A 23,202-nucleotide genomic window follows, 5' to 3' on the forward strand; every position below is an offset into this window, starting at 1 on the left:
AATCAGGCGCTGGTTTTAGGTGTGACTTGTAACAGGCGGATACGACGGTTATCAGCCGATAAGACCTTAAAGCTGAAACCATCAAAGTCGACCTGTTCATCTTTTTGCGGCAGATGCCCAAAACGCTGGGTTACCAGACCACCCATGGTATCGAAGTCGTCTTCACACAAGCCGACGTCAAAGAACTCATTGAAGTCTTCCACCGGGGTGAGCGCTTTGACGATATAACCGTTGTCCGCAAACGGTTTGATATTGCCATCGTCCTCTTCAATATCATGTTCGTCCTCGATCTCACCGACAATCTGTTCAAGAACATCTTCAATGGTGATCAGTCCGGAGACGCCGCCGTATTCGTCAACCACCACTGCCATGTGATTACGGGTGGTGCGAAACTCCTGTAGCAGGATGTTCAGGCGTTTGGATTCGGGAATAACGGTGAGTTCACGCAGTTTGCTATGGATATCAAACTGGTCGAGGTTGCCTTCCAGAATGAGAGGCAACAAGTCCTTCGCCAACAGGATACCCAGTACTTCATCGGGCGTATCGCCAATCACCGGGAAGCGGGAATGGGCACTGGAAATGACAATCGGAAGAAACTCTTTAGGGGTCTGTTCAGCTTCTACTACCACCATTTGGGAGCGAGGTATCATCACATCGCGGACCTGCTTGTCAGAAACGTTCATGGCACCTTCTATGATGCCCAGTGCTTCCAGATCCAGCAGGTTTTCTTCCGCGGCGTCGCGCAGATCGGTCAACAAATCATCTCGTGTTTTGGGTTCATCGCTGAATGCCTGGGCAAGTTTGCCCAGCCAGCCACGAGATTGTCCCGTTCGGTCTTCGCTCATAATGTGTCTCTGTCAGAGTTCCTTGTAAGGATCAGGGATACCTAAGCTGGCGAGAATTTCGCGCTCAAGCTGTTCCATCACCTCGGCGTCTTCGTCATTTATATGATCGTAGCCCAGTAGATGCAAGGTGCCGTGTACAACCATGTGTGCCCAGTGGTCATGCAGTGGTTTTTTCTGCTGCAGGGCTTCCTCTCGGACGACCTCTGCGCAGATCACCAGATCACCCAGTAAGTTTAACGGGATATCTTCCGGTACTTCAAAGGGAAAGGATAGAACATTAGTCGATTTGTCCTTGCCACGATACTGATTATTCAGGGCCTGACTTTCATCGGCTTCGACCAGACGAATACAGAGTTCGGCTTCGTCTTTTCGAGAGGTCAAAGCGGCAACAACCCAATCGTTAAATTGTGTTTCGCTGGGCAGGTCGCTGGCTTCAACTTCCTGCTGCAATTCAACGTAATAGTTCACTAGCTGTTATCCCTGTGGTCTCGTGATTGGCGGCGTGCCTGATCCTGCGCTTGTTCGACCTTTTCGAAACGGTCGTAGGCCCGAACAATGTGCTGTACCAGCGGGTGACGAACAACATCTTTAGCAGAGAACTGGGTGAAGCCAATGTCTTTGACACCGTCCAGTACTTTCATGGCATGTACCAGACCAGACAGAGTGCCTTTGGGCAGGTCGACCTGAGTAATGTCGCCGGTGATGACGGCGGTAGAACCAAAACCGATACGTGTCAGAAACATTTTCATCTGTTCACGGGTCGTGTTCTGGCTCTCGTCGAGGATCACAAACGAGTTGTTCAGGGTCCGGCCGCGCATATACGCCAGCGGTGCGACTTCGATCACGTTTTTTTCGATCAGCTTGCTGACCTTCTCAAACCCGATCATCTCGTACAGAGCGTCGTAAAGCGGACGTAGATACGGATCAACCTTCTGGGTCAGATCGCCGGGTAAAAAGCCCAGCTTCTCACCGGCTTCTACCGCCGGGCGTACCAGTAGAATGCGTTCGACCTCTTCCCGTTCCATCGCTTCAACGGCGCAAGCAACGGCGAGGTAGGTTTTTCCTGTGCCAGCTGGGCCGATACCAAAGTTGATGTCATGCAGCTGGATAGAGCGAACATAGAGTTGCTGATTCGGACCACGAGGACGGATTAGCGCCTTCTTGGTACGGATACTGACCTCTTTATCTTCAGCCGCCAAGTCCTGCTGTTTTTGCTCGACGCCGGATTGTTGCAGATACAGGTGTACCTGATCCGGGGTCAGCAAAGTGCCTTGTTTGGCTTCGTCATAGAGGTCTTCGAGCATTTCGGAGACGATGCGGATCACGTCCATATCGCCTACCAGCTGAAAATTGTTGCCGCGATTGCGGATTTCGATATCGAGACGTTGCTCGATCATCTTGAGGTGTTCATCAAGCTGACCGCACAGATTGGCCAGAAACTCTGGATTATCCGGTTCCAGTGCCAGCTTGATTGAAGGTGCTGTGTTCAAATTATCTCCTGAATACAGTGACGGTTACTGTATTTGATCCAGTTCTGAGCCAACCAGTTCCCCTAACAGGGAATTGGCGTAGGCCTGGTCGATCAGTACATCGGCGAAATGTCCGATCAGATCCGGGTTGTCGCAACGGAAGTTAACCACCCGGTTGTTCTCTGTACGACCGGACAACATGCCCGGATCTTTCTTGGAATAACCGTTGACCAGAATGCGTTCGGTGTTGCCGACCATACGGCGGCTGATTGCCATCGCCTGTTGAGTGATGCGATCCTGCAGTATCTTCAGGCGCTGCTTTTTGGTTTCTTCGTCGATATTATCCGGCAGGTCAGACGCGGGTGTTCCCGGGCGGCGACTGTAGATAAAGCTGTAAGAGTTGTCGAAACCGATGTCTGAGATCAGGTTCATCGTGGCTTCGAAATCTGCATCACTTTCGTTCGGGAAGCCGATGATGAAGTCCGATGAGATGCAGATATCCGGGCGGACCTTGCGCAGCTTACGGATCTTGGATTTGTACTCCAGCGCGGTATGGCCGCGTTTCATCGCCATCAAAATGCTGTCGGAGCCGCTTTGTACCGGCAGATGCAGGAAATTCACCAGTTCAGGGACATCGCCATAGGCTTCGATCAGACTATCTGTAAACTCGACCGGGTGAGACGTGGTGAAACGGATACGGTCAATGCCATCAACAGCGGCAACGCAGCGGATCAGTTCAGCCAGATCAGCGATATCACCGTCATGGGTATCACCACGGTAAGCGTTGACGTTCTGACCTAGCAGGTTGATCTCACGGACCCCTTGCTCAGCTAGCTCTACACACTCGGTAATCACATCGTCCAGTGGACGGCTGACCTCTTCACCCCGGGTGTAAGGTACGACGCAAAACGTACAATATTTGGAGCAGCCTTCCATGACGGACACAAAGGCTTCTGCGCCTTCAACTTTAGGCGCAGGCAGGTGATCGAACTTTTCGATCTCCGGGAAAGACACGTCAACAATGCCAACGCCGCCTGCATCGGTGACATCGATCATCTCAGGCAGACGGTGCAGGGTCTGCGGCCCAAAGATCATATCGACATAGGGCGCACGTTTGAGGATGGCATCCCCTTCCTGGCTGGCAACACAACCGCCGACGCCTATTTTCAGCTCGGGGTTGGCCGCTTTCATCTTGCGCCAGCGACCGAGCTGATGGAATACCTTTTCCTGCGCCTTTTCTCGAATCGAACAGGTGTTCAGAAGCAGGACATCGGCTTCGTCCTGATTGTCTGTCAGTTCAAGGGCATGGCTCTCACCAAGCAGATCCGCCATTCGGGCTGAATCGTACTCATTCATCTGGCAACCATGGGTTTTGATAAACAGCTTCTTCGCCATTACTCACCTGTGTTTCGTTCGAGATTATTCATCGGCATGCCATTGAAGGACAGCCGGCGCATTGAGGACCGCGCATTATACTGGATGGGCTTGAAACTGCCTAGCGCCTGCTTGATTAAAAAACAACCAGATTGAACGTGTGGATTAAACTTGTAAACGGGTCGTTATAACCCCATCTATAAAGTCTGATGAGTGATGAATTTGGTTAACGCAAAAGAGAAGATCAATGGCAAGTGATGACCGTATCTACCGGGTGATTTTTATTAATCAGGATCAGGTGTACGAGCTGTACGCAAAACATGTCTATCAGAGTGAGTTGTGGGGTTTTTTGCAGATAGAGGAATTTGTGTTTGGCAGTCGTTCTGAGTTGCTGGTGGATCCCGGAGAGGAGAAGCTCAAACAGCAATTTGCGGATGTGAAATCGTCATACATTCCCATGCAGTCGGTGGTTCGAATCGATGAAGTGACCAGCGAAGGAGTGGCCAAAGTGTCAGATGCAAAAGGTACTGTGACGACCTTTCCGATGCCGGTGCCTCCAAAGTCGTAGCGCAACGGAAGCATTGGTTGGCGCAGGCCCTTATAGCCTGCGCGGATAATCAGCTGTTAAAGCTGATCAGATGGCATCTGCGGTTTGTAACTGATAGCTGTCGAAGCGCAGCATCTTGTTACGCGTGATAATCGAGCGCAGGCGCTGTACGTATTCGTCGCCGATCTCACTGTAGTAATTCAGATATTTGATCAGCTCCAGAGCATCCCGTGTTTGACTACGGGCTTTACGAAACTGTCGATAGGGTCCGCCGCGGGCGATGGTTACAAAGTAGTCATCGACGGCCTCGATCAGCGAGCTGTAACGTTTAACGTAGATCGGTTTCCCTTCGCGGGTCTGGCTGGCTCGCATACGGGGCTCTTTAGCACTAAACGACCAAACCCCAAAAATGTTGTTCCCTTCGAGGAAGAAGCGGGACGTTCCCCAGCCGGTTTCCAGTGCGGCCTGAGCCAGAATAATGCTGGTTGGATGGTCTGCCAGTTTGCTTTTCAGCTGGGTTGTATCTTTGGCTTTATATAGCTTGAACTGTTTCTGGAGCCAGGCCTGTGCCTTTTCATCCGGTGTAGGCATGGCGTTGATTTCGGCCAGCTTGATACGTTTGGCCAGCAAGCGTTGTTTGCTGATCAAAACGGCGGGCAGAATCATATCGAAGAATTTCTGCTTTTTGGTGCTGACTTCCAGTGCTGCCAGTGTGCTGACACGGGTGTAAGCCACAGGTTTGATTAAAGGCGGTGTCAGGGCTTCTATATCATCCGGGCTGTGAATCGGTTTGTAAGTAATCGTCAGAGCAGGTTGAGGGCTGATCTTTTGAATCATTGAAGACTGCTGCTTGGTTGTCTTCTCAGAAGCGGGATCACCGGGTGGTGCTAAGCGGGTTAGCGATAGTGTGATCAGCAACAGTACGACTAGGGTGGCAATCGTTGCCTTAACGGGTAAATACATCCTGATGGGCCCCTCGATGACTGAAAAAGTGGCCGCAGTCTACAGGGGAACTGCGTGTATATCCAATGAACGTCTTTCAACGTGACGGAAAAGAGCCTAATTGTGCAATATCTTATAGGCGGTTTTGAACTTCTGGGCTGTTCTGCGATGTAAAATCAATCAGCTCGGGGAAGAACACCAGAAATCCACCCTCCAGCGTTTCATAATGTTGCTCAACTTCAATGACTGCCCCGCCAAAACGATTTTGAAAACGGATACGTTCTGCAATACGGTCAAGGGCAAACCCAACCTGTTCCAGGTTGGCATAACTACGAATCCAGTCTCCCTCAATCATGCGTTTTACAACACGTTGCATGCGTGCGGGCATGAGGGGATAGCCTTGTTCCAGATCGCTGTAAGCGGACTCGAGAAACTGATCCAGAGATTGATCACTAAAGTTGTGCCAGTGCCGGATCAGAAAATGATCAAATACGACATCGAGTACAATTCCGGAATAGCGGCGGCGCTGACGGGAAAAAAGTGTTTTCAGTTTGCGGACTTCAGCGTGGCTATCGGTGTAATGGTCAATCGCCCGGTGATTTCGTAAGCCTTGGATAATCTCATCGGGTAACGCATTTGTATCGACCCCGCGCGCAAAGTCACCGAGCAGATTACCAACGCGGGACGGCATGTTTGCTTCTGAAAAATAGAGGTGGGCAAGATAGTTCAATGGGCTGACTGCGGCTTGTTTTATTGGATTATGGTGGTGTTTCTCTCCAGATATCCCACTGTTTTACTTTAGCGGAATAAGCGCTGTGTCGGTAGTGTCGGCAGGACGCAGAAGGGCCGCGTAGAATCAAGAGCCTTTTTCTTTATCCATGGTAGAAAGTACGGTTAAATAAATGCTTCCGAAACGCTCCTTCAGAAATCGCTATCGATGGAGTGTAAGACAAGGGCTGTCAGGAATCACCGATGAAATTATCCATTGTTGCGCCGTTTCACAATGAAGAAGAAAACGTTGATGAGTTCTTTAATCGGGTGTTACCGATAATAAGGGCTGAGAGTGATTCCATTGAGGTGGTGTGTGTCAATGACGGAAGTTCTGATACGACCCTTGCTCAGCTGCGCGGGTGGCGGGAAAAAGAACCTGTAATACGTGTTGTTAATTTATCGCGAAACTTTGGTAAAGAAAACGCGTTGACCGCCGGATTAGATCACGCAACCGGTGATGTGATTATACCGATGGACAGTGATTTACAGGATCCCCCTGAACTGATCCCGCAGATGATCGAAAAGTGGCGGGAAGGGTATGACGTGGTATATGCCCGGCGTACGGTCCGCAATACTGACACCCTGGCAAAACGCATGACGGCTGTGTGGTATTATAGGCTGTTTAACTTCATTGCCGATCGTCCAATCCCGGATAATACCGGTGATTTTCGCCTGATGGATAAAAAGGTTCTGGGTGAAGTTAAGAAGCTGGGTGAAAGCGCACGCTTTATGAAAGGCTTGTTTTCATGGGTCGGCTTTCGCTGCACCGCTGTAGAGTATGAGCGGCCCCCTCGTCATGACGGAAAGGAAAGCCTGAACTTTCGTAACCTCTGGCGTTTAGCGTTGGACGGTATAACCGCCTTTTCCACCGTGCCGCTGAAAATATGGAGTTATATCGGGATGGGCGTGGCGGGGATCGCATTCCTGTATGGCTTGGTGATTATCTTTAAAACGCTTATTTTAGGTATTGATGTTCCGGGTTATGCCTCGATTATGGTGATCGTGCTCTTTCTGGGTGGTGTGCAGTTGTTGTCGCTGGGTGTTATCGGCGAGTACGTGGGGCGTATCTATCTGGAAGTCAAAAAACGCCCCCACTATATCGTTGATCCGGAAGACGAACAGGGATCAAGACGCTAATGTTATTTCGTTTTGAGATCGCCCGATTCGGGCTGGTTGGTATCGCCGCAACCCTGGTTCATGCCGCTATTCTATCGCTGCTGGTTGAGTGGTTCGCGTTGCCGGTGCAGCTGGCTAATATCAGTGCGTTTGTTGTGGCATTTTTGGTGAGTTATCTGGGACACCATCGTTGGACGTTTGCATCCGATGCGGGCCATAAGGAAGCGGCTAGTAAGTTTCTGCTGACCGCCATTATCGGATTTATTGCGAATGTCCTGATCATGGAGCTGGTGGTTGTTCAGCTCGGATATCACTACATGATCGGTTTTTTATGCGTGGTGTTTTCCGTGCCGCCTGCAACGTACGTGATCAGCCGTCTCTGGATCTTCTGATCCTTATTCGCTATCAGCGATTATTGAGCGGGCAGGTGGAATAATCGCCCAGCCGATCTGTACAGGTTCCTTCGTGGTATTCATATGCCAGCTGTACTGAAATGGAGGCTGCACTTCTGCGTGTGGATAACGTTTGAGTAACGTTTCATATTGCGCCATCTCACCATCCATACTCTCATTCCATACAATCAATCCACCCTCGCGTGCTAAGGCCTCCTCGTCAATCCATGGGCTGCGGCTGATGTCGGCATCATAAAGAATGGAGGGGTGTTGGTCGGAATAGTACGCCAGATTTCCGCCCAGCCAGATAGAGGCAACTGCATACTTCAGCGGTTGTGGATAACGCTGCTGCCACTCGGTGGTCAGTTTTGTTGCTATGGCTTCGCCCGGGAAGTGGGCGCGCTTTTTTAACTTGCCAAACTGCGGAGCAATTAACATCTCTGTGACAAAAACACTGGCGAAAAACAGGCTGGTAACGACCCAGACCCGGATTAGTTTTTTCATCCTGACGTCGGTTAGCAGGACGCCGGAAAAGACCATCAGCCACAGTGGCAGGAAGGTGAACAGAGGCGTGCCCCACATGGAGCGCAGACGCATGCCTGTGGACAGTGATATCAGTAATGTGATGAACAGAGGGCCAAATGCGATCAGTGTCAGGAAGGTACGATTGGCACGGAGCGAGGGCTCTGCAGATGATGATTGTTTACTCTCTCCCCTGATCAGCAGGAAGAAGGTCGGGAGCAGTATGATCAACACAGCCAGCTGAGAGAGTCCAAACCGCAACGGGTTGATCAGATGGTCAGCCAGTGCTTTTTCGTTGCCACTGCCACGTGCTGCGCCGTAACGAATCGTACTGAAATCATGGTCTAGCAGCCAGATCAGGTTAGGTAGCCATACCAGTACGGCGGCGATCAACGCTATATAAATGCCTTTCTGGCGCCAGAAAGGGCGTCCGGCAGGGGTCAGGAAATAACAGGCAACGCTTAGCAGTAGCACGACCGAGTAATACTTGGTCAGCATAGCCAGGCCGCTGCAAACCCCGAGCAGCGCCCAATCCCAAAGTCGGTTGTGATTGATAGCGCGAAATCCGAACATTACGGTCAGCGCCCAGATCGCCAGTTGTAGAATGTTCGGGTTAAATTCAGGTGTGAGATAGTTGTAATACGGGACCAGTGTTAGCAGGAGTACTGCAACGAGCGCCGGTTGTTTGCCGAGAAAGGTTCGGCCTACGGCGTATTGCGCGCAGAATGCGGTGACCACCGCGATCTGGCTGAGTAGAAATATCGGCCAGTTGCTGGCGGGTGATAGCAGCGTAATCGCGTAGGTCAGCCACGGTGCCAGCAGGGGGTGTTTATCGTAACCCAATTGCCATTCTTGTCCCCAGGTCAGCCCCTCGACGACGTCTAAGTTTGCATTTGGCTGTAACAGTGTGGGTAACAAAAACCATAAAAGGCAATGTACACCTAAGGCGAGAAGCAACGTTCGATTGTAGCTGTGGGTGGCTGTCATATTAACGACTCAATAAATGTGACTGCCCGACGTGTAGTTAACGCGCCGGGTGCCGAACCTCTATCATTTGCGTGCAGCCAGATAACCCCAAACGTAGGCGTTAGGGCCAATCGTGGATTGCACGGTGAACTCGTTCAAAGGCGCAAAATCATATATATCGAAATAGGCTTCTGCGGTTGGCCAAGATGCGTGATTTGGGTAGATCACTTTATCGAACTGCTTTGCGAGCCAATGTTCAAGCTGACGTTTGGTCTCCAGTGGTCCGTTGACGGTAATCCCTTCTGGAGGTTGTTGCGCGGATACACGCTGATCCTGGACCAGTGGGTGCTTGGGAGAGTTCTGTCCGATGCCCGTGGTGAAGGCCATATTCAGCGGATTAGCACCTGCCCCGTATTGGGTCGCCAGCAACACCGCATCAAGGTATTTCTGCTTGCCGGTAAGATAGTGTGCCCGAATCAGAGATGAGGCCTCCGGTGCTGTCAGGTTACCCCATCCCAGCCACGCCCAGGGATTACGTTTAGTCCATTTGAATGCGGTCTGATCGCCGGTACGAATGCTCTGATCAGCTTCCCGCAAGAGAGCCATTTCAGCGTTGCGCTTGATTAAAGAATCGGTTTTGTGGGTGTTTAGATACACGAACGCCGCATCAGTCTGATCGTGATGCTTCCATTTTTTTAGCGGCGATGCTTTGTTGAAAACCGAGGTTTGTACGAATAAACGGTGCCATGTTTCATTGCCGGTAAGGCGGTACAATTCTGCTGCTGCAAGGTTGCGAGCGTCTTTCGCCTGATGGGGGAGGTTACGATACGCTCTTCGCGAATAAGCGTCTTCCGCCCAGTTCATCGCCTTAAGTGCTGAGGCTTTATAGGTTGCGGCCAATTCAGGCGCAAACGGCTTCAGAATGCGCGCGGCACGAGCCGCGACACCGGCATAGATATGGCTCGACCAAAAGCCAGGAGCATAGGCTAGCAATGTTTGTGATTCCTGCCAGCTTCCTTCACCGTGTCTGGGGTGATCCATGGATTCAATACCCCCGCGAATACCGCCTTCCGGTGTTTGCAAACGGCGGAAAAACTCTAGCCCCCAGAGCGCTTCATCTAACAGATCCGGCAAGTTATTACTCGATTCGGGCAGATTCAGATTAAGTCCGGCAAAGTACTGCGGATTCATCTCGATCAGTTCCAGCAATAGGCGGGTACTGTCCAGGTGCTGGATACGGCGGTCCCAGTCGCCCGCGTCCGCGTAACCTCCCCAGGCATTCTCGACCACCAGGGTGGTTTTTCCATTGATCAGATCGGAAAAATTATCCCGTGCGGTACCGCGTGCGTTGATGCCGTTCATCGTATCCATCAATGGCGTACGTGAGTGGTAAACCACAACACCATCAGCAGGGTGCATATTCCGTGGCCGACGGTATTGAGTGTACGGTGGTCCCAGTTCGATCCCGCTGCGCTGGTGGAATAAGCCGCGAACGGATGTGGTGAACGCATCACCCCAGGCATTTTGGTTGATCGGGAAGCTATACGAGCAACCGACGCTTTTGACGCAAACCCGATACTCGCCTGCAGTTTTCAGCGCACTGAATTGCATCATATAAACATCGGCACTGGTGTAGTTCTGTTTATACGCATCTTCTGCTTCAAAGCGGGATTTGGAGAGTTCAGTTTTCCCGCGGTAAACAATCTGCTGCGTCTGATTGTTGATCACTGCAAACGGAAGACCATCGGTATACGGTTGGCCATCGCCGTTACCGCGCCACAATGATAGAAAGGCGACTTTACGGTTGTCGTCCGGACGGAAACCAATTTGAGACACATGCACGGCTTCGCTACGTACATTGCGTGTGTTGTGCAGGTACGTTTGGCGGCTAATCGCACTGTTATTAAATTCGATTTCATATTGCGCACCTTCTTTGAGCGGTGCGGGTAGCTTCAGATACAGGTAGTGGGTGACGGGCCAATCAAATGCCCAGAACCCCGTGCGGGCCATATCGCTGGGGCGGCTTTTACGATAAATTGCGATGGGTTTTTTACCCGCACTATAATCCGAATCGTTGTCGGAGCGGATCAGATAGCTAGAGGCAGAATCTGCCCAGCGGGTGTTTAACGGTGCGCCCTGAAACTCATCAAACGGATAAAGCACGTCCTGTTTTGGTCCTACAACGCTGCCGATGACCTGTTTACCCTGACGTACCCAGCGGTGCCTATCACGACTGTCATCCACCCAATCGATAATCCCTTTGTCGTAATACCGCTGAAGTGCCGGAATGCGCTTGCCGGCCTGAATCTCGATGCTGAGCACATCGGGCGCGACCGCTGAAATATGGGAGATATAGGGGAGATGGCTATTTGCACTCACAAAAGCGATGTGGCTGAGCCAGACAAGCGTTGCTGCAATAATCCGTATCATCTTCAAGGTATATCCGTTGCTGAACCTGAGGTCTTATTCTTCCATTAACTGGTGACAGTTGGTAGTACGGTTTTAGACGGACGATCAGGGATCTCCCGTGCTAGCTTCGGTACCAGATAACCGGGCAGCTGGGCCTGTAGCTGGGCGACCAGGTTTTGGGCCTCAGCATCAGGAATATCAAAGTGTGCTGCACCGTCTACCGGATCAAGTACAAAGAGGTAATAGGGCAGAACGCCCCAGTCAAACAGTGATTCGTTCAGATGCTTTAGTGCGTGGACTGAGTCGTTAATGCCTCGCAGCAGTACCGCCTGGTTGAGCAGGGTGATATGCGCATCACGCAGCGCATTTAATGCCCGGCCAACAGTGTCGTCGATCTCGTTTCCGTGGTTGACGTGTAACACGAGCGTTGTCTGCAGGCGATTTTTACCCAGAATGCCGAGCAATTCAGGGGTCACGCGCTCTGGGATGACAACGGGCAGGCGACTATGGATGCGTAGCCGCTTCAGATGGCTAATTGTACTTAGATCATTCACCAGCCGCTGTAAGCGATTATCGGAAACGGCAAGAGGATCACCCCCGGAGAGGATGACCTCTTCAATGCTGCTGTCAGCCCGAAGGTAGTTGAGCATAGTCTGCCATTGCTCGGGGCCTAAACGGTTCTCATCGTACGGGAAATGACGACGGAAACAGTATCGGCAGTTGATGGCACACGCGCCGGTCATAATCAGTAGCACCCGGCCTTTATATTTGTGGACGATGCCCTGATGTGGATTGTACTGGGCTTCTGATAAAGGATCGGCGACAAATCCGGTGACCTTTTGCGTTTCTGCAACAAGCGGCAGGACCTGTTTCAACAATGGATCATCCGGATTGCCTTTCTCAATTCTACGCAGATAAGGCATTGGTACTCGTAAGGGAAAGCCTTTTGCTGCTTTCCGGGCCGGAGCTACCAGAGTCTCGGGCAGATCCAGCAATCGGATCAGCTCGGCAGGGTCATCAATGGTATGGCTGAGCAGCTGTTGCCAGCTGTCTAGGGAGGTCACCGGAAGATTCATGATGGGGAAAACAGGCCGCAGGGTGCAGTGAAAGTTGCTCGCATTCTCCTTTCAAGTAGAATAACTGTCAATTCTGGTGCCGGAACCCACTGTCGCAACTTGCAATTGCAGCAGAATGTCCCGAAATAGCGCCGCTATCCAGCTTTAACAGATATTGAGACAGTCATGGCAAATTACTCTACTAACCAGTTCAAAAACGGCCTGAAGGTAATGATCGACGGTGATCCATGTAACATGGTGGATGTCGAGTTCGTAAAACCGGGTAAAGGACAGGCGTTCACCCGTGTTAAATTGAAAAACTTGCTGTCTGGTCGTATTTGGGAACGTACCTTCAAATCTGGCGAAAGCGTAGAAGGCGCTGACGTAATGGAAACAGATATGGAGTATCTCTACAGCGATGGCGAAATGTGGCACTTCATGGATCCCGCTTCTTTTGAGCAGGTGGCTGCTGATTCAACGGCTGTAGGTGATTCTTACAAGTGGCTGAAGGAGCAGAACAGCGTCATGATCACGTTGTTCAACAACAACCCAATCTCTGTGACGCCGTCTAACTTCGTTGAGCTGGAAGTGACGGAAACAGATCCAGGTCTGAAAGGTGATACTGCGCAGGGTGGTTCTAAACCGGCAACGCTGAGCACGGGTGCTGTTGTACGTGTACCACTGTTTATCAACACCGGTGATGTACTGAAGATTGATACGCGTACTGGTGATTACGTATCCCGCGCATAACCGCTGGACACTGAAAGAAAACGGCAGCTTAGGCTGCCGTTTTGCGTTTCAGGCAGATAGAGAACGATGATGACGATAAATCCCGATCACTGGCAGCCTGCGGCTAGCATAGATAATTTACGTCAGCGGGCGGCCATCGTGGCGAAAATCCGTACGTTTTTTGCGGACAGAGATGTGATGGAAGTGGATATGCCGCTGATGTCCCAGTGTGCGGTCAGCGATCCCTTTATCGATACGATCGAAACGCGGTATGCCGACTATGTGGGCGCGGAAAGTTATCCACTGTATCTGCAAACCTCGCCGGAATATGCGATGAAACGGTTGCTTGCAGCGGGTAGCGGTGCGATCTATCAGCTTGGTAAAGCCTTCCGTAATGGCGAGTCCGGTAGTCGACGTCACAATCCTGAATTCACCATGCTGGAGTGGTATCGACCGGATTTTAACGATCAGATGCTGATGGATGAAGTAGAGGCTTTGGTCTGTCCAATATTGGGTTTTGAAGCGGTCGAACGTCAGAGTTATGCACAGATCTTTCAGCAATACCTGGGATTTGATCCACACTCTGTATCGCTGAATCAGCTGGTGGCTGAAACCCGACAGCATATCGATATTGATCTTAACGATGATGACCGGGATACGTGGTTGAATCTACTGATGTCCCACGTGATCGAGCCAAAAATGACTGAGCGGAATGCGGTGTTTGTCTATGATTATCCCGCGTCACAGGCTGCGCTGGCTCAAGTACGGGTTGATGCTGAAGGGCGTCCGGTTGCTGCGCGGTTTGAATTGTTTGTGAAAGGCATCGAGTTAGCCAATGGCTATCACGAGTTAACGGATGCAGAAGAGCAGAAACGTCGTCTGTTGAGTGATCAGAAGGTTCGTTCACAACTGGGATTGCCGCAGCGTCCTCTGGAGATGCGGTTGGTGAGCGCGTTGCGTGCAGGGATACCCGATTGTGCCGGAGTCGCGTTGGGTGTGGATCGACTTATTATGCTGGCACTGGGTGTCGCGTCGATTCAAGAAGTGATCGCTTTTCCCGTTGAGCGGGCCTGAGCTCTGAGCTGCCAATACCAATTTGTGAAAAGGCCAGCCTATCGCTGGCCTTTTGCTCTTTGTGCGTATTTCAGCTCGGTCTGTATCAGGCAGGAAGTTCGCCCAGAATAGCGCGTCGAATACGTTTGACCGCTTCTTCGAGCAGTTCCCGGCGACAGCCAAAGTTGAGTCGCATAAATCGATCGTCCCCGAAATCTCTACCCGGCGACAAACCAACGCCAGCCTGTTCAAAGAAGTGAGCAGGGTTCTCAAGTTTGGCACCCGACACATCGATCCATGCCAGATAAGTCGCTTCTATCGGCGCCAGCTTTAAGCCTGGAATCTTGTTGATCTCGCGCACCAGGTAATCCCGGTTACGGCGCAGATAATCGAGCTGTTGTGCATTCCACGCATCGCCATCTTTATAGGCGGCGATTGCTGCGGTGAAGCCCAGCAGGTTGACGTCTGGCACGATCCCTTTCATCTGGCGCAGGAACTGCTGACGTAACTGACGATCAGGGATAATGGCGAAGGAGCAGGCAAGACCGGCAATATTATACGTTTTGCTCGGTGCCATCAGGGTAATGCTGCGTGCGGCGATGTCGTCGTTTAGTGAACCCAGAGGAATATGGCTGAGGCCCGCTTCCAGAATCAGATCGCAGTGGATCTCATCGGAGCAGACAACCAGATCATGTTTGACAGCGATATTCGCCAACGCTTCCAGTTCTTCGCGTCGATATACGGCTCCGCCCGGGTTGTGAGGGTTGCAGAACAGCAGCAGTTTAGACTCGGGGGTGATGGCGGCTTCGAGTGCTGCCAGGTCCAGCGTCCAGCGGTTGTTCTTTTCGCTCAGAGGTACGGACACCAGCTGGCGCTGGGACAGGCGTGGTGACGACATGAAAGGCGGATATACCGGTTTTGGGGAAAATACCTGATCATCGGTTTCCCCCACTGCACGGCATGCCAGATTGAGACCGCAAACCAGGCCGGGTAACCATACCAGCCAATCTTTCTCGATCGTCCAGTTATAAAGATTTTGCATCCTTTCGATGACCAGTCTATCCAGCTCATCCGGTGTATTGGTGTAACCAAACACGCCGTGATCGATTCGCTCATGGAGTGCTTTGGCAATGGCCGGAGGTGACATGAAATCTGTATCAGCGACCCACATCGGCAGCACGTCACTATCGTGGTATTTTTCCCACTTCAGACTGGACGTATTGCTGCGATCAATTGGACGGTCAAATTGGGTTGCCATCGGTTGTAGTTCCTGTGCTGTTGAACGTTCAAGACATGGTTTTTTTACACGCTGTCATTGTAGCCATACAGGCTTGCAAATGGCTAACGGCACGTTATAGTACGTGGTCATAATATAAACCAAAAAACCGCATAGAACGGCCATGCAAAATTCAGGGTCCAGCCAGACAAGCAGTTCATCCGGTACGCATTACGCGGCCGCGACTCCTCTCTACCTGTCTCCTCTATCGGCCCTGCTACGACTGCCGTAAGGCAGTATACTTTCCATATAACACCGTCTTTCTCCGTTTTTTAGTTTTTAACATATTCCGCGTCACGTTTAATCCTAAACGGTACGCAAATCAGATTTGGAGCATCTCCGATGAGTGACAACAATCGCGTCATTATTTTTGATACCACATTGCGTGATGGTGAACAGAGCCCCGGCGCGTCCATGACTAAAGACGAAAAGCTGCGGGTGGCTAAGCAGCTTGAGAAGATGCGTGTGGATGTGATCGAGGCTGGCTTTGCGATTGCCAGCCCGGGTGACTTCGAATCTGTCCAGTCTATTGCGAATACTGTGAAAGACAGCACAGTATGTTCCCTGTCCCGTGCCCTGAATGCAGACATTGATCGTGCCGGTGAAGCGCTGGCCAATGCGAACTCAGGTCGTATTCACACCTTTATCGCCACATCACCGATTCACATGAAGTACAAACTTCAGATGAACCCGGATCAGGTGGTTGAGCAGGCCGTCCATGCGGTGAAGCGGGCACGTAACCTGATTGATGACGTCGAATTCTCGCTGGAAGATGCCAGTCGTTCTGAGCTGGACTTCATGTGCCGGATCATCGAAGAGGTGATTAAAGCGGGTGCTCGAACCATTAACATTCCCGATACGGTGGGTTACGCGGTACCGGAAGAGTTTGGGCACACGATTGGTCAGTTGATTCAGCGGATTCCGAATGCGGATCAGGCGATCTTCTCTGTTCACTGTCACAATGACTTGGGTCTGGCGGTGGCGAACTCCCTGGCAGCGGTTCAGGCCGGTGCACGTCAGGTTGAGTGTACGATTAACGGATTGGGTGAACGTGCGGGCAATGCGTCGCTGGAAGAACTTGTCATGGCTATCCGTACCCGTCATGACCGTCTGGGTGTGACCACTGGCTTGGATACGACACAGATCGTTCCAGCATCCCGTTTGGTATCCAGCGTAACCGGTTTCCCAGTACAGCCGAACAAAGCGATTGTTGGCGCAAACGCCTTTGCGCACGAATCCGGTATCCATCAGGACGGTGTCCTGAAGCACCGTGAAACCTACGAAATCATGACCGCACAGGATGTGGGTTGGAAAACCAACCGTATGGTCATGGGTAAGCATTCTGGTCGTGCCGCTTTCCGTAGCCGATTGGAAGAACTGGGTACTACGCTGTCTTCCGATAAAGAGCTGAATGATGCATTTGCACGTTTTAAAGAGCTGGCGGACAAAAAGCATGAGATCTTCGACGAAGATCTGGTGGCCTTAGTTAGTGATACACGGGCGACAGCCAGCAGCGAGAAATTTAAGCTGAGCAGTATTTCCGTGACTTCACAGACCGGTGAAACGCCAGTGGCAAAAGTTGTCATGATGATTGATGACGAAGAGCAAAGTGCTGAAGCAGCGGGCAGTGGTCCGGTGGATGCAGCCTTTAAAGCGATTGAAGCGATCGCTAACTCGGGTGCCAGTCTGCAGATTTATTCCGTTAATGCCGTCACCGAAGGCACTGACTCGCAGGGTGAAGTTACCGTACGTCTTGAGAACGGTGGTCGTATCGTGAATGGTCTGGGGGCTGACCTCGATGTTATTATCGCATCGGCCAAGGCATACGTGCATGCTCTGAATATGCTGGATGCCAACATCCAGAAAGCACACCCACAGGTATAACGTCTTTAAACGGTAGGAGGCCATCTCTTGCCACAGGCTATGAATGGCAGGAGCGGTAGTCATGATTGAAGAACAGCAGCGTCACCAATATCTGGAAGCGCTCGGTATCTCCAGCTGGCTACCGCGTGCAGAGTTGCCCGCTGCCGCGCCAACACCTGATTGGGTGTGGGATTTCAGTTATCCTGCACCTGACATCCCCTTTGCGGATACGAATACCGCGAATGCTGATACAGCAACGAAACCTTCTGTTTCAGCGGATCCTGCTGCTGCGCGTGCCAGTCTGACGCGAAGTTTTGCTTCAGGGCCGAAACCCGAAGTCAAAGAAGCGCTTTGGCGTGAGAAAAAAGCACCGCTTAAGGCGACGCAACCTGAAGAAGTATCCCCGCCTGAGAATGATGATGCGGTCGCTATTGAGGCGGCAACGCAAACTCCAAAACGTCCACAGCCTCGTTTTAAGCTAGCACTGGCTCGTTTTGGACGTGCGCTGCTGGTGGATAGTTTACCGCCACAGTCACAGAACGACTTTTCTCCCTCTCATCAGGCGTTGGCTGGGGCAATTGTACGCAGCGTGTGTAGTGCAGAACAGCCGTTACAAGGCTCGCCTTTCTTGTTGCCCTGGCCGATGTTTGCCAGTCCAACCTTGCCTCAGGGATATGATGAAGCACTGCAAACCGTGCAGCATAAACTGGATCGCTTACTGGCAGATGGTGGTGTCGATGTCGTTCTGCTGATGGGTGAAAGCGCGGCCCGGATGGTATTGGAACGTGAAGAGGAATTGGCAGAACTAAGCGGTATTCTGTTTAGCGTGCGGGCGGATATTAAAGCGCTAGCAACTCACAGTCTGACAGAAGCGATGCAAGTACCCGGAATAAAACCGGTCATCTGGCAGCAATTACAGCCGTTATTAAAGCACTTACAAAATGGCTGATACATTTGCCGATGTTGAGTTACGTCGTTTACAACCCGAGCACCTGGCTGAATGGTTGCTGATCGAAAAGGCAACTTTTCCTGATCCCTGGAGCGAGCCTCAGTTGGCGGGATTCCTTGAGAAAACGCGCTATCAGTGTTTTGGTCTGTTTCAGTTGAACCGTTTGCTGGCGTTTTGCGTATTTACTACAGTGCTGGATGAAGCTGAGCTGCTGCAGATTGCCGTAACACCCGCAGAACAAGGGCGGCGTCTGGCAAATCAGTTGTTTTTGTTAGCGGCCGAGAAGCTGGAGGCAGAGAATATTCATCGTATCCTGCTGGAGGTGAGGGTATCCAATACCCCTGCTGTGCAGCTGTACAAACGTCTTGGGTTTTCCGAAGACGGAGTGCGCAAAGGATACTATCCCACCACTGCGGGTCGAGAAGATGCCTTGCTGATGAGTTTCAGCTTCTGATTCGAGGGCTGATTCAAATCAAGCTTCCAGTGATGTTTGCCGCTATCTTTCCGGCAGTCGTTATACTGCATGTGAAAAGACACAATTCCCACTGATACTGATCTTTCTCTACGGGACCCCAATCATGAGTATCTCTGTTGGCCTGCTGAGTGGCTACTGGTTCTGGCTTAGTCTGCTGATTTACTTGCCTGTGCTCGGGTTTGCGATATACCGCGTGCCTTGGGGGGTATTGAAGTCAAACCGTCGTTTGCAGCACTTTTTTCTGGGAGCAATGGTGTTCCTGATGGTGATGTGGAGTATGCGGGCGGGTATTTCACCGGGTCTGGGTATTCACTTTCTGGGTGTCACGGCATTAACACTGATTTTTGGCTGGGACCTGGCCATTGTCGCCGGTACGGTTGCGCTGCTTGGGATGATTCTGGTGGGGCGCGAAGGTTGGGACAGTTTACCGATCAATGCGGTATGTTCCGTATTGTTACCGGTGATGGTGACAATGCTGGTACTTAAGGTTGTTGAGGCTAAGCTCACCAAGAATTTTTTTGTGTATCTTTTTCTCTGTGGCTTTTTTGGCGCAGGGATTGCTGCTGCATCATCGGGGCTGGCGACTGGCCTGTTACTATGGCTGGATGACGTATACAGCTGGAGTAAAATTAATCATGAATACGTACGCTATCTGCCGTTGATCATGTTCCCCGAAGGGTTGATGAACGGCATCATCCTCACTGGAATGCTGGTCTTTCATCCTGACTGGGTACGTACTTTCGATGCAAAGATCTATATCGATGATCAGTAAGAGAGCGTTTCCGGTTACTGCTTGACGGGACGCTTGGATAGCTTGCGTTGCAGCGTACGGCGGTGCATACCCAATGCGCGGGCTGTTGCTGAGACATTACCGTCATGTTCTGCCAATATCTTCTGAATATGCTCCCATTCCAATCGGTTCACAGACATCGGCTGTTGGGTGACTTCCATATCAGGGTCAGCCTGTTGCTTGCCCAGTGCCGCCAATATTTCATCCGCATCAGCAGGTTTTGGCAGATAGTTGGTTGCCCCTAGCTTGATCGCTTCCACCGCGGTGGTGATGCTCGCGTAGCCGGTCAGTACCAGAATGAGCATATTGCCGTTGGCTGCCCGCAAACTCGGAATTAATGTCAGCCCCGAAGCGGTATCCATTTTCAGATCCACTGTAGCTAGATCGGGTATCCCTTGTGTCAGAGAGGCCTCGGCTTCTTCAACGCTATGAGCAACTGATACCTCCAGCCCGCGACGTTTCATGGCGCGGGCGAGAATACGGGTGAATGTTGGATCATCGTCGACAATCAGCAGAGACTTCCCAGCTAGTTCAGTCATCCAGTTGGCTCCTTGGAATAATCACTTCCGTCAAAGTGCCACCATCGGGGTGGTTGTACAGGCGCACACTACCATCATAGCGTGCCAGTGTGGTTGCAGTAAGAAACAGACCAATGCCTAAACCTCGGCCTTTGGTGGTCACGAAAGGTTTGCCCAGATTGTCATGCGCTTCCAGTGACAGTCCGGGTCCCTGATCGTGGATGAGCAGAGTGATATCGTTAGTGTCCCAGCTAAGATTGATGGCGATATTTTTTGGCTGCGCATCGGCTGCGTTGTTCAGCAGGTTCAAAATTGACTGGCGTAGGGATGTGCTGTTTCTTATATCCGGTACAGTGCCTTCCGTGTCGATTTCAAGGTTAAAGGTGACCTCCGGGCGTTGGATGCTCCACTGTTCGATAACGTCATCCAGTATGTCGCTGAAGTTCTCTTCTCTCTGGCTGGACTGCTCTTCCTGAACGGAGCGGGCAAACTGCTGCAGGCGATCGCTACAGGCATCAATCTGCTGCCGCATCAGCGCCAGATCTTCCATGAGCTCAGGGTCTTCGTGATGTTCGGCCTGCAGTTCGCTGACCAGAACCCTGAGAGTGCTCAGCGGTGTTCCTAGTTCATGGGCGGTTCCGGCTGCCATCGTTGCCAGTGATAGCAGTTGCTGATCGTTAATACGTTTCTCCCGTTCTTCTTCCAGCCGCTCCTGCTGGCGATGCATCGATTGACGCATACGGACGATAAACCAGGTGACAACGCCTACTGTCAGGATGAAGTTTATCCACATGCCGGTGATATGCAGGTCGAACAGGCTTAGCAGGGCGTGCTGGTGGCGCGATTCAGCTTCGATAATGGGGATGAAGTAAAACAGTAACGAGCTATAGATACCAACAACCAGGCCACCCATGATCAGGCTCAGGCGCTGTGAAAGCGTGGCTGTACAGATAATTAAGGGGACCAGCAGCAGAAAGATAAAAGGGTTGGTGGCACCACCAGTCTGGAACAGCAGGCAGCCATAGAGCACAACATCGGCAACCAACTGGGTAAAAAACTCCGGTTCAGTCACCGGCCAGTCCGAGCGTAGACGGGCGTATGTTGCTACGTTAAGCAACGTTAGTGCTGCCAGTGTCGACGCCAGAATCCAAACATTGAGTGAGGCCTGCAGAACGTAAAGAGCGAAAAGTATCGCGGCGCTTTGTCCGAACAGGGTGACAGTGCGGATGTAGGTGAGCTGCAGAAGGTTGTTGTGATGGTTAGCCATGGGGGCAGATTATACCCGACGAATACTCAAAACGAGCAGGGCAAAATGTCGCAGGGGCTTAATTGCCGTTGGCTTTAAAACAGGTATAGGGCACGTATAACGGTTTTTCCCGTAACTTTGATTGAGTCCTTTAGCCAGATCGGCGAAAATACCGTCCATCTCATTTCAATTATGCACCCGGGTTGTGAAATGCCCGACTGCATCAGTCAGAAGAAATCGTTTAATGTCACATGTTGCTCAGCAAGTCGGCAAACGCCGGACTTTTGCGATCATATCGCACCCGGATGCGGGTAAAACCACCATCACCGAAAAACTGTTGTTGTTCGGAAACCTGATCCAGACTGCGGGTACGGTTAAAGGCAAAAAAAGCGACCGCCATGCAACGTCTGACTGGATGTCCATGGAGCAGGAGCGTGGTATTTCGATCACCTCCTCCGTGATGCAGTTTCCATACAAAGAACGCATGGTTAACTTGCTGGATACACCGGGACACGAGGATTTCTCCGAGGATACTTACCGTACACTCACCGCTGTCGACAGTGCGCTGATGGTGGTGGATGGAGCAAAGGGTGTCGAGGACCGGACCATCAAACTGATGGACGTGTGTCGTTTGCGCGATACGCCGATCTTCTCCTTCGTGAACAAGATGGACCGCGATATTCGTGATCCGATTGATCTGCTGGATGAGATTGAAGCTGTACTGAAAATCGAAGCTGCCCCGATTACGTGGCCGATCGATATGGGTAAGAGCTTTAAGGGTGTATACAACCTTTACACCGATACCATCCATGTATTCCAGCCGGGCAAAGGGCATACCATCCCTGAAGATGTTCAGATTCAGGGGATTGAGTCGGCAGAAGCCAAAGAGTTGTTGGGCAATATCTACGACGATTATCTGGAAGAGATTGAGCTGGTACGTGGTGCAACCCATGAGTTTGATCGGGATGCCTTTTTGGCGGGCACTCTGACACCCGTGTACTTCGGTACGGCGTTGGCAAACTTTGGCGTACGCGAGATGCTGGATGGCTTTGTTGAGTGGGCTCCTGCACCGATCAGTCGTCAGACTGTGGGCCGTACTGTTGAAGCGGAAGAGGAAAAGTTCTCTGGTTTCATCTTTAAAATTCAGGCCAATATGGACCCGAAACATCGTGACCGTATTGCCTTCATGCGTATCTGCTCCGGTAAATACAGTCGTGGTATGAAGATGAAACATACCCGCATCAACAAGGATGTGAAGATTGCCGATGCGGTGACCTTTGTTGCCGGTGATCGGGAAAACGTCGAAGAGGCGTGGTCTGGTGACATTATCGGTTTGCATAACCACGGTACGATCCAGATTGGTGATACGTTTACCGAAGGTGAAGCACTGAAATTCACCGGTATTCCACACTTTGCGCCGGAAATTTTCCGTCGGGTGCGTCCTATCGACCCGTTGAAGATGAAGCAGTTGCAGAAAGGTTTGCAGCAGCTGTCTGAAGAGGGCGCGGTACAGCTGTTTATGCCAGAGAAGAATAATGATCTGGTGCTGGGCGCTGTGGGTCAGCTGCAGTTTGATGTGGTTATGTTCCGCCTCAAGGACGAGTACAAAGTGGATTGTGTGTACGAAGCCGTCAACGTGAACACGGCCCGTTGGGTGGAGTGTGACGACGAGAAAATGCTGGCGGACTTTAAGCGCAAAGCTTATGACAACATCGGCTACGATGGCGCTGGCTTGCTGACCTATCTCGCACCGACGCGTGTCAACCTGAGTCTGACTCAGGAGCGTTGGCCGGATGTGATGTTCCGCGCTACACGCGAACACTGATCCCCCGTACGTTAAGGTCTTTCTAAAAAGCCCGCTTTCAGATCTCTGTTAGCGGGCTTTTTGCTATTAT

General features: G+C 51.4%; 22 protein-coding genes. 10 read left to right on the forward strand and 12 right to left on the reverse strand.

The genetic code is table 11. The features are described from left to right. Window positions 1-2: 2 nt before the first annotated feature. The 4 genes from IOQ59_RS01920 to miaB are packed head-to-tail and all read right to left on the reverse strand — an operon-like array spanning window position 3 to window position 3,709. Window positions 3-845: a CorC family transporter gene (locus tag IOQ59_RS01920; RefSeq protein WP_193951557.1), complete on the reverse strand. Its 843-nt coding sequence runs from the start codon at window positions 843-845 to the stop codon at window positions 3-5. 12 nt (window positions 846-857) lie between these two features. Beyond that, a complete protein-coding gene (gene ybeY, locus IOQ59_RS01925) occupies window positions 858-1,313 on the reverse strand; it encodes an rRNA maturation RNase YbeY (RefSeq protein ID WP_193951558.1) in 456 nt (151 codons plus the stop codon). After that, the gene (locus IOQ59_RS01930) at window positions 1,313-2,335 is read right to left on the reverse strand and encodes a PhoH family protein (RefSeq protein WP_228050598.1); all 1,023 of its coding nucleotides are present in this window, start codon (window positions 2,333-2,335) and stop codon (window positions 1,313-1,315) included. The genes ybeY and IOQ59_RS01930 overlap by 1 nt, the downstream gene beginning before the upstream one ends. 24 nt (window positions 2,336-2,359) lie before the next feature. After that, entirely contained in the window at window positions 2,360-3,709 is a 1,350-nt protein-coding gene (gene miaB / locus IOQ59_RS01935) for a tRNA (N6-isopentenyl adenosine(37)-C2)-methylthiotransferase MiaB (protein WP_193951559.1), read from the reverse strand. Between the two features lie 226 nt (window positions 3,710-3,935). On the opposite strand from miaB, the gene IOQ59_RS01940 reads away from it, so the two are divergent. Next, window positions 3,936-4,256, forward strand: a complete 321-nt coding sequence (locus IOQ59_RS01940) for a DUF1820 family protein (protein WP_193951560.1) — start codon at window positions 3,936-3,938, stop codon at window positions 4,254-4,256. A gap of 66 nt (window positions 4,257-4,322) precedes the next feature. Here IOQ59_RS01940 and IOQ59_RS01945 read toward each other — a convergent pair whose 3' ends face one another. Then, complete coding sequence (locus IOQ59_RS01945) at window positions 4,323-5,198, reverse strand: glucosaminidase domain-containing protein (protein ID WP_193951561.1); 876 nt, start codon at window positions 5,196-5,198, stop codon at window positions 4,323-4,325. A 112-nt stretch (window positions 5,199-5,310) separates the two neighbouring features. Continuing rightward, window positions 5,311-5,907: an acyl carrier protein phosphodiesterase gene (locus tag IOQ59_RS01950; RefSeq protein ID WP_193951562.1), complete on the reverse strand. Its 597-nt coding sequence runs from the start codon at window positions 5,905-5,907 to the stop codon at window positions 5,311-5,313. 242 nt (window positions 5,908-6,149) lie between these two features. On the opposite strand from IOQ59_RS01950, the gene IOQ59_RS01955 reads away from it, so the two are divergent. Beyond that, window positions 6,150-7,085 (forward strand): glycosyltransferase family 2 protein, encoded by a 936-nt coding sequence (locus IOQ59_RS01955; RefSeq protein ID WP_193951563.1) that lies wholly within the window; start codon window positions 6,150-6,152, stop codon window positions 7,083-7,085. Further along, the gene (locus IOQ59_RS01960; protein ID WP_193951564.1) at window positions 7,085-7,456 is read left to right on the forward strand and encodes a GtrA family protein; all 372 of its coding nucleotides are present in this window, start codon (window positions 7,085-7,087) and stop codon (window positions 7,454-7,456) included. The genes IOQ59_RS01955 and IOQ59_RS01960 overlap by 1 nt, the downstream gene beginning before the upstream one ends. A 3-nt stretch (window positions 7,457-7,459) precedes the next feature. Here the strand turns inward: IOQ59_RS01960 and IOQ59_RS01965 are convergent, their stop codons facing one another. The 3 genes from IOQ59_RS01965 to epmB form a co-directional block, all read right to left on the reverse strand. Next, window positions 7,460-8,965: a glycosyltransferase family 39 protein gene (locus tag IOQ59_RS01965; protein ID WP_193951565.1), complete on the reverse strand. Its 1,506-nt coding sequence runs from the start codon at window positions 8,963-8,965 to the stop codon at window positions 7,460-7,462. A 63-nt stretch (window positions 8,966-9,028) separates the two neighbouring features. Next, a complete protein-coding gene (locus tag IOQ59_RS01970; protein WP_193951566.1) occupies window positions 9,029-11,374 on the reverse strand; it encodes a glycoside hydrolase family 9 protein in 2,346 nt (781 codons plus the stop codon). Between the two features lie 44 nt (window positions 11,375-11,418). Next, window positions 11,419-12,417, reverse strand: coding sequence for an EF-P beta-lysylation protein EpmB (gene epmB / locus IOQ59_RS01975; RefSeq protein ID WP_371871813.1), 999 nt, complete (start codon window positions 12,415-12,417; stop codon window positions 11,419-11,421). Window positions 12,418-12,594: 177 nt separating this feature from the next. Here epmB and efp point away from each other — a divergent pair, with 177 nt between their 5' ends. Further along, window positions 12,595-13,158: an elongation factor P gene (efp, locus tag IOQ59_RS01980; protein ID WP_193951568.1), complete on the forward strand. Its 564-nt coding sequence runs from the start codon at window positions 12,595-12,597 to the stop codon at window positions 13,156-13,158. Between the two features lie 66 nt (window positions 13,159-13,224). Next, on the forward strand, window positions 13,225-14,211 hold the full coding sequence (epmA, locus tag IOQ59_RS01985; protein ID WP_307726982.1) for an elongation factor P--(R)-beta-lysine ligase: 987 nt from the start codon (window positions 13,225-13,227) through the stop codon (window positions 14,209-14,211). Window positions 14,212-14,296: 85 nt separating this feature from the next. Here epmA and IOQ59_RS01990 read toward each other — a convergent pair whose 3' ends face one another. After that, entirely contained in the window at window positions 14,297-15,448 is a 1,152-nt protein-coding gene (locus tag IOQ59_RS01990) for a MalY/PatB family protein (RefSeq protein ID WP_193951570.1), read from the reverse strand. A 360-nt stretch (window positions 15,449-15,808) separates the two neighbouring features. On the opposite strand from IOQ59_RS01990, the gene IOQ59_RS01995 reads away from it, so the two are divergent. The 4 genes from IOQ59_RS01995 to IOQ59_RS02010 all read left to right on the forward strand — a co-directional run bounded on the left by IOQ59_RS01995 (window position 15,809) and on the right by IOQ59_RS02010 (window position 19,525). Beyond that, entirely contained in the window at window positions 15,809-17,350 is a 1,542-nt protein-coding gene (locus tag IOQ59_RS01995) for a 2-isopropylmalate synthase (RefSeq protein WP_193951571.1), read from the forward strand. A gap of 61 nt (window positions 17,351-17,411) precedes the next feature. Continuing rightward, window positions 17,412-18,278 (forward strand): hypothetical protein, encoded by an 867-nt coding sequence (locus IOQ59_RS02000; RefSeq protein ID WP_193951572.1) that lies wholly within the window; start codon window positions 17,412-17,414, stop codon window positions 18,276-18,278. After that, the gene (rimI, locus tag IOQ59_RS02005; protein WP_193951573.1) at window positions 18,271-18,732 is read left to right on the forward strand and encodes a ribosomal protein S18-alanine N-acetyltransferase; all 462 of its coding nucleotides are present in this window, start codon (window positions 18,271-18,273) and stop codon (window positions 18,730-18,732) included. The genes IOQ59_RS02000 and rimI overlap by 8 nt, the downstream gene beginning before the upstream one ends. 124 nt (window positions 18,733-18,856) lie before the next feature. After that, window positions 18,857-19,525, forward strand: a complete 669-nt coding sequence (locus IOQ59_RS02010) for an energy-coupling factor ABC transporter permease (protein ID WP_193951574.1) — start codon at window positions 18,857-18,859, stop codon at window positions 19,523-19,525. 14 nt (window positions 19,526-19,539) lie between these two features. On the opposite strand, the gene IOQ59_RS02015 is transcribed toward IOQ59_RS02010, so the two are convergent. Further along, the gene (locus IOQ59_RS02015; RefSeq protein ID WP_193951575.1) at window positions 19,540-20,082 is read right to left on the reverse strand and encodes a response regulator transcription factor; all 543 of its coding nucleotides are present in this window, start codon (window positions 20,080-20,082) and stop codon (window positions 19,540-19,542) included. Then, complete coding sequence (locus IOQ59_RS02020) at window positions 20,075-21,328, reverse strand: ATP-binding protein (RefSeq protein ID WP_193951576.1); 1,254 nt, start codon at window positions 21,326-21,328, stop codon at window positions 20,075-20,077. The genes IOQ59_RS02015 and IOQ59_RS02020 overlap by 8 nt, the downstream gene beginning before the upstream one ends. A gap of 223 nt (window positions 21,329-21,551) precedes the next feature. Here IOQ59_RS02020 and IOQ59_RS02025 point away from each other — a divergent pair, with 223 nt between their 5' ends. Beyond that, on the forward strand, window positions 21,552-23,132 hold the full coding sequence (locus IOQ59_RS02025; protein WP_193951577.1) for a peptide chain release factor 3: 1,581 nt from the start codon (window positions 21,552-21,554) through the stop codon (window positions 23,130-23,132). The last annotated feature ends 70 nt before the right edge of the window (window positions 23,133-23,202 follow it).

Origin of the sequence: Pontibacterium sinense, from assembly GCF_015209595.1 — a bacterium.
GTDB classification, from domain to species: Bacteria; Pseudomonadota; Gammaproteobacteria; order Pseudomonadales; family Balneatricaceae; genus Pontibacterium; species Pontibacterium sinense.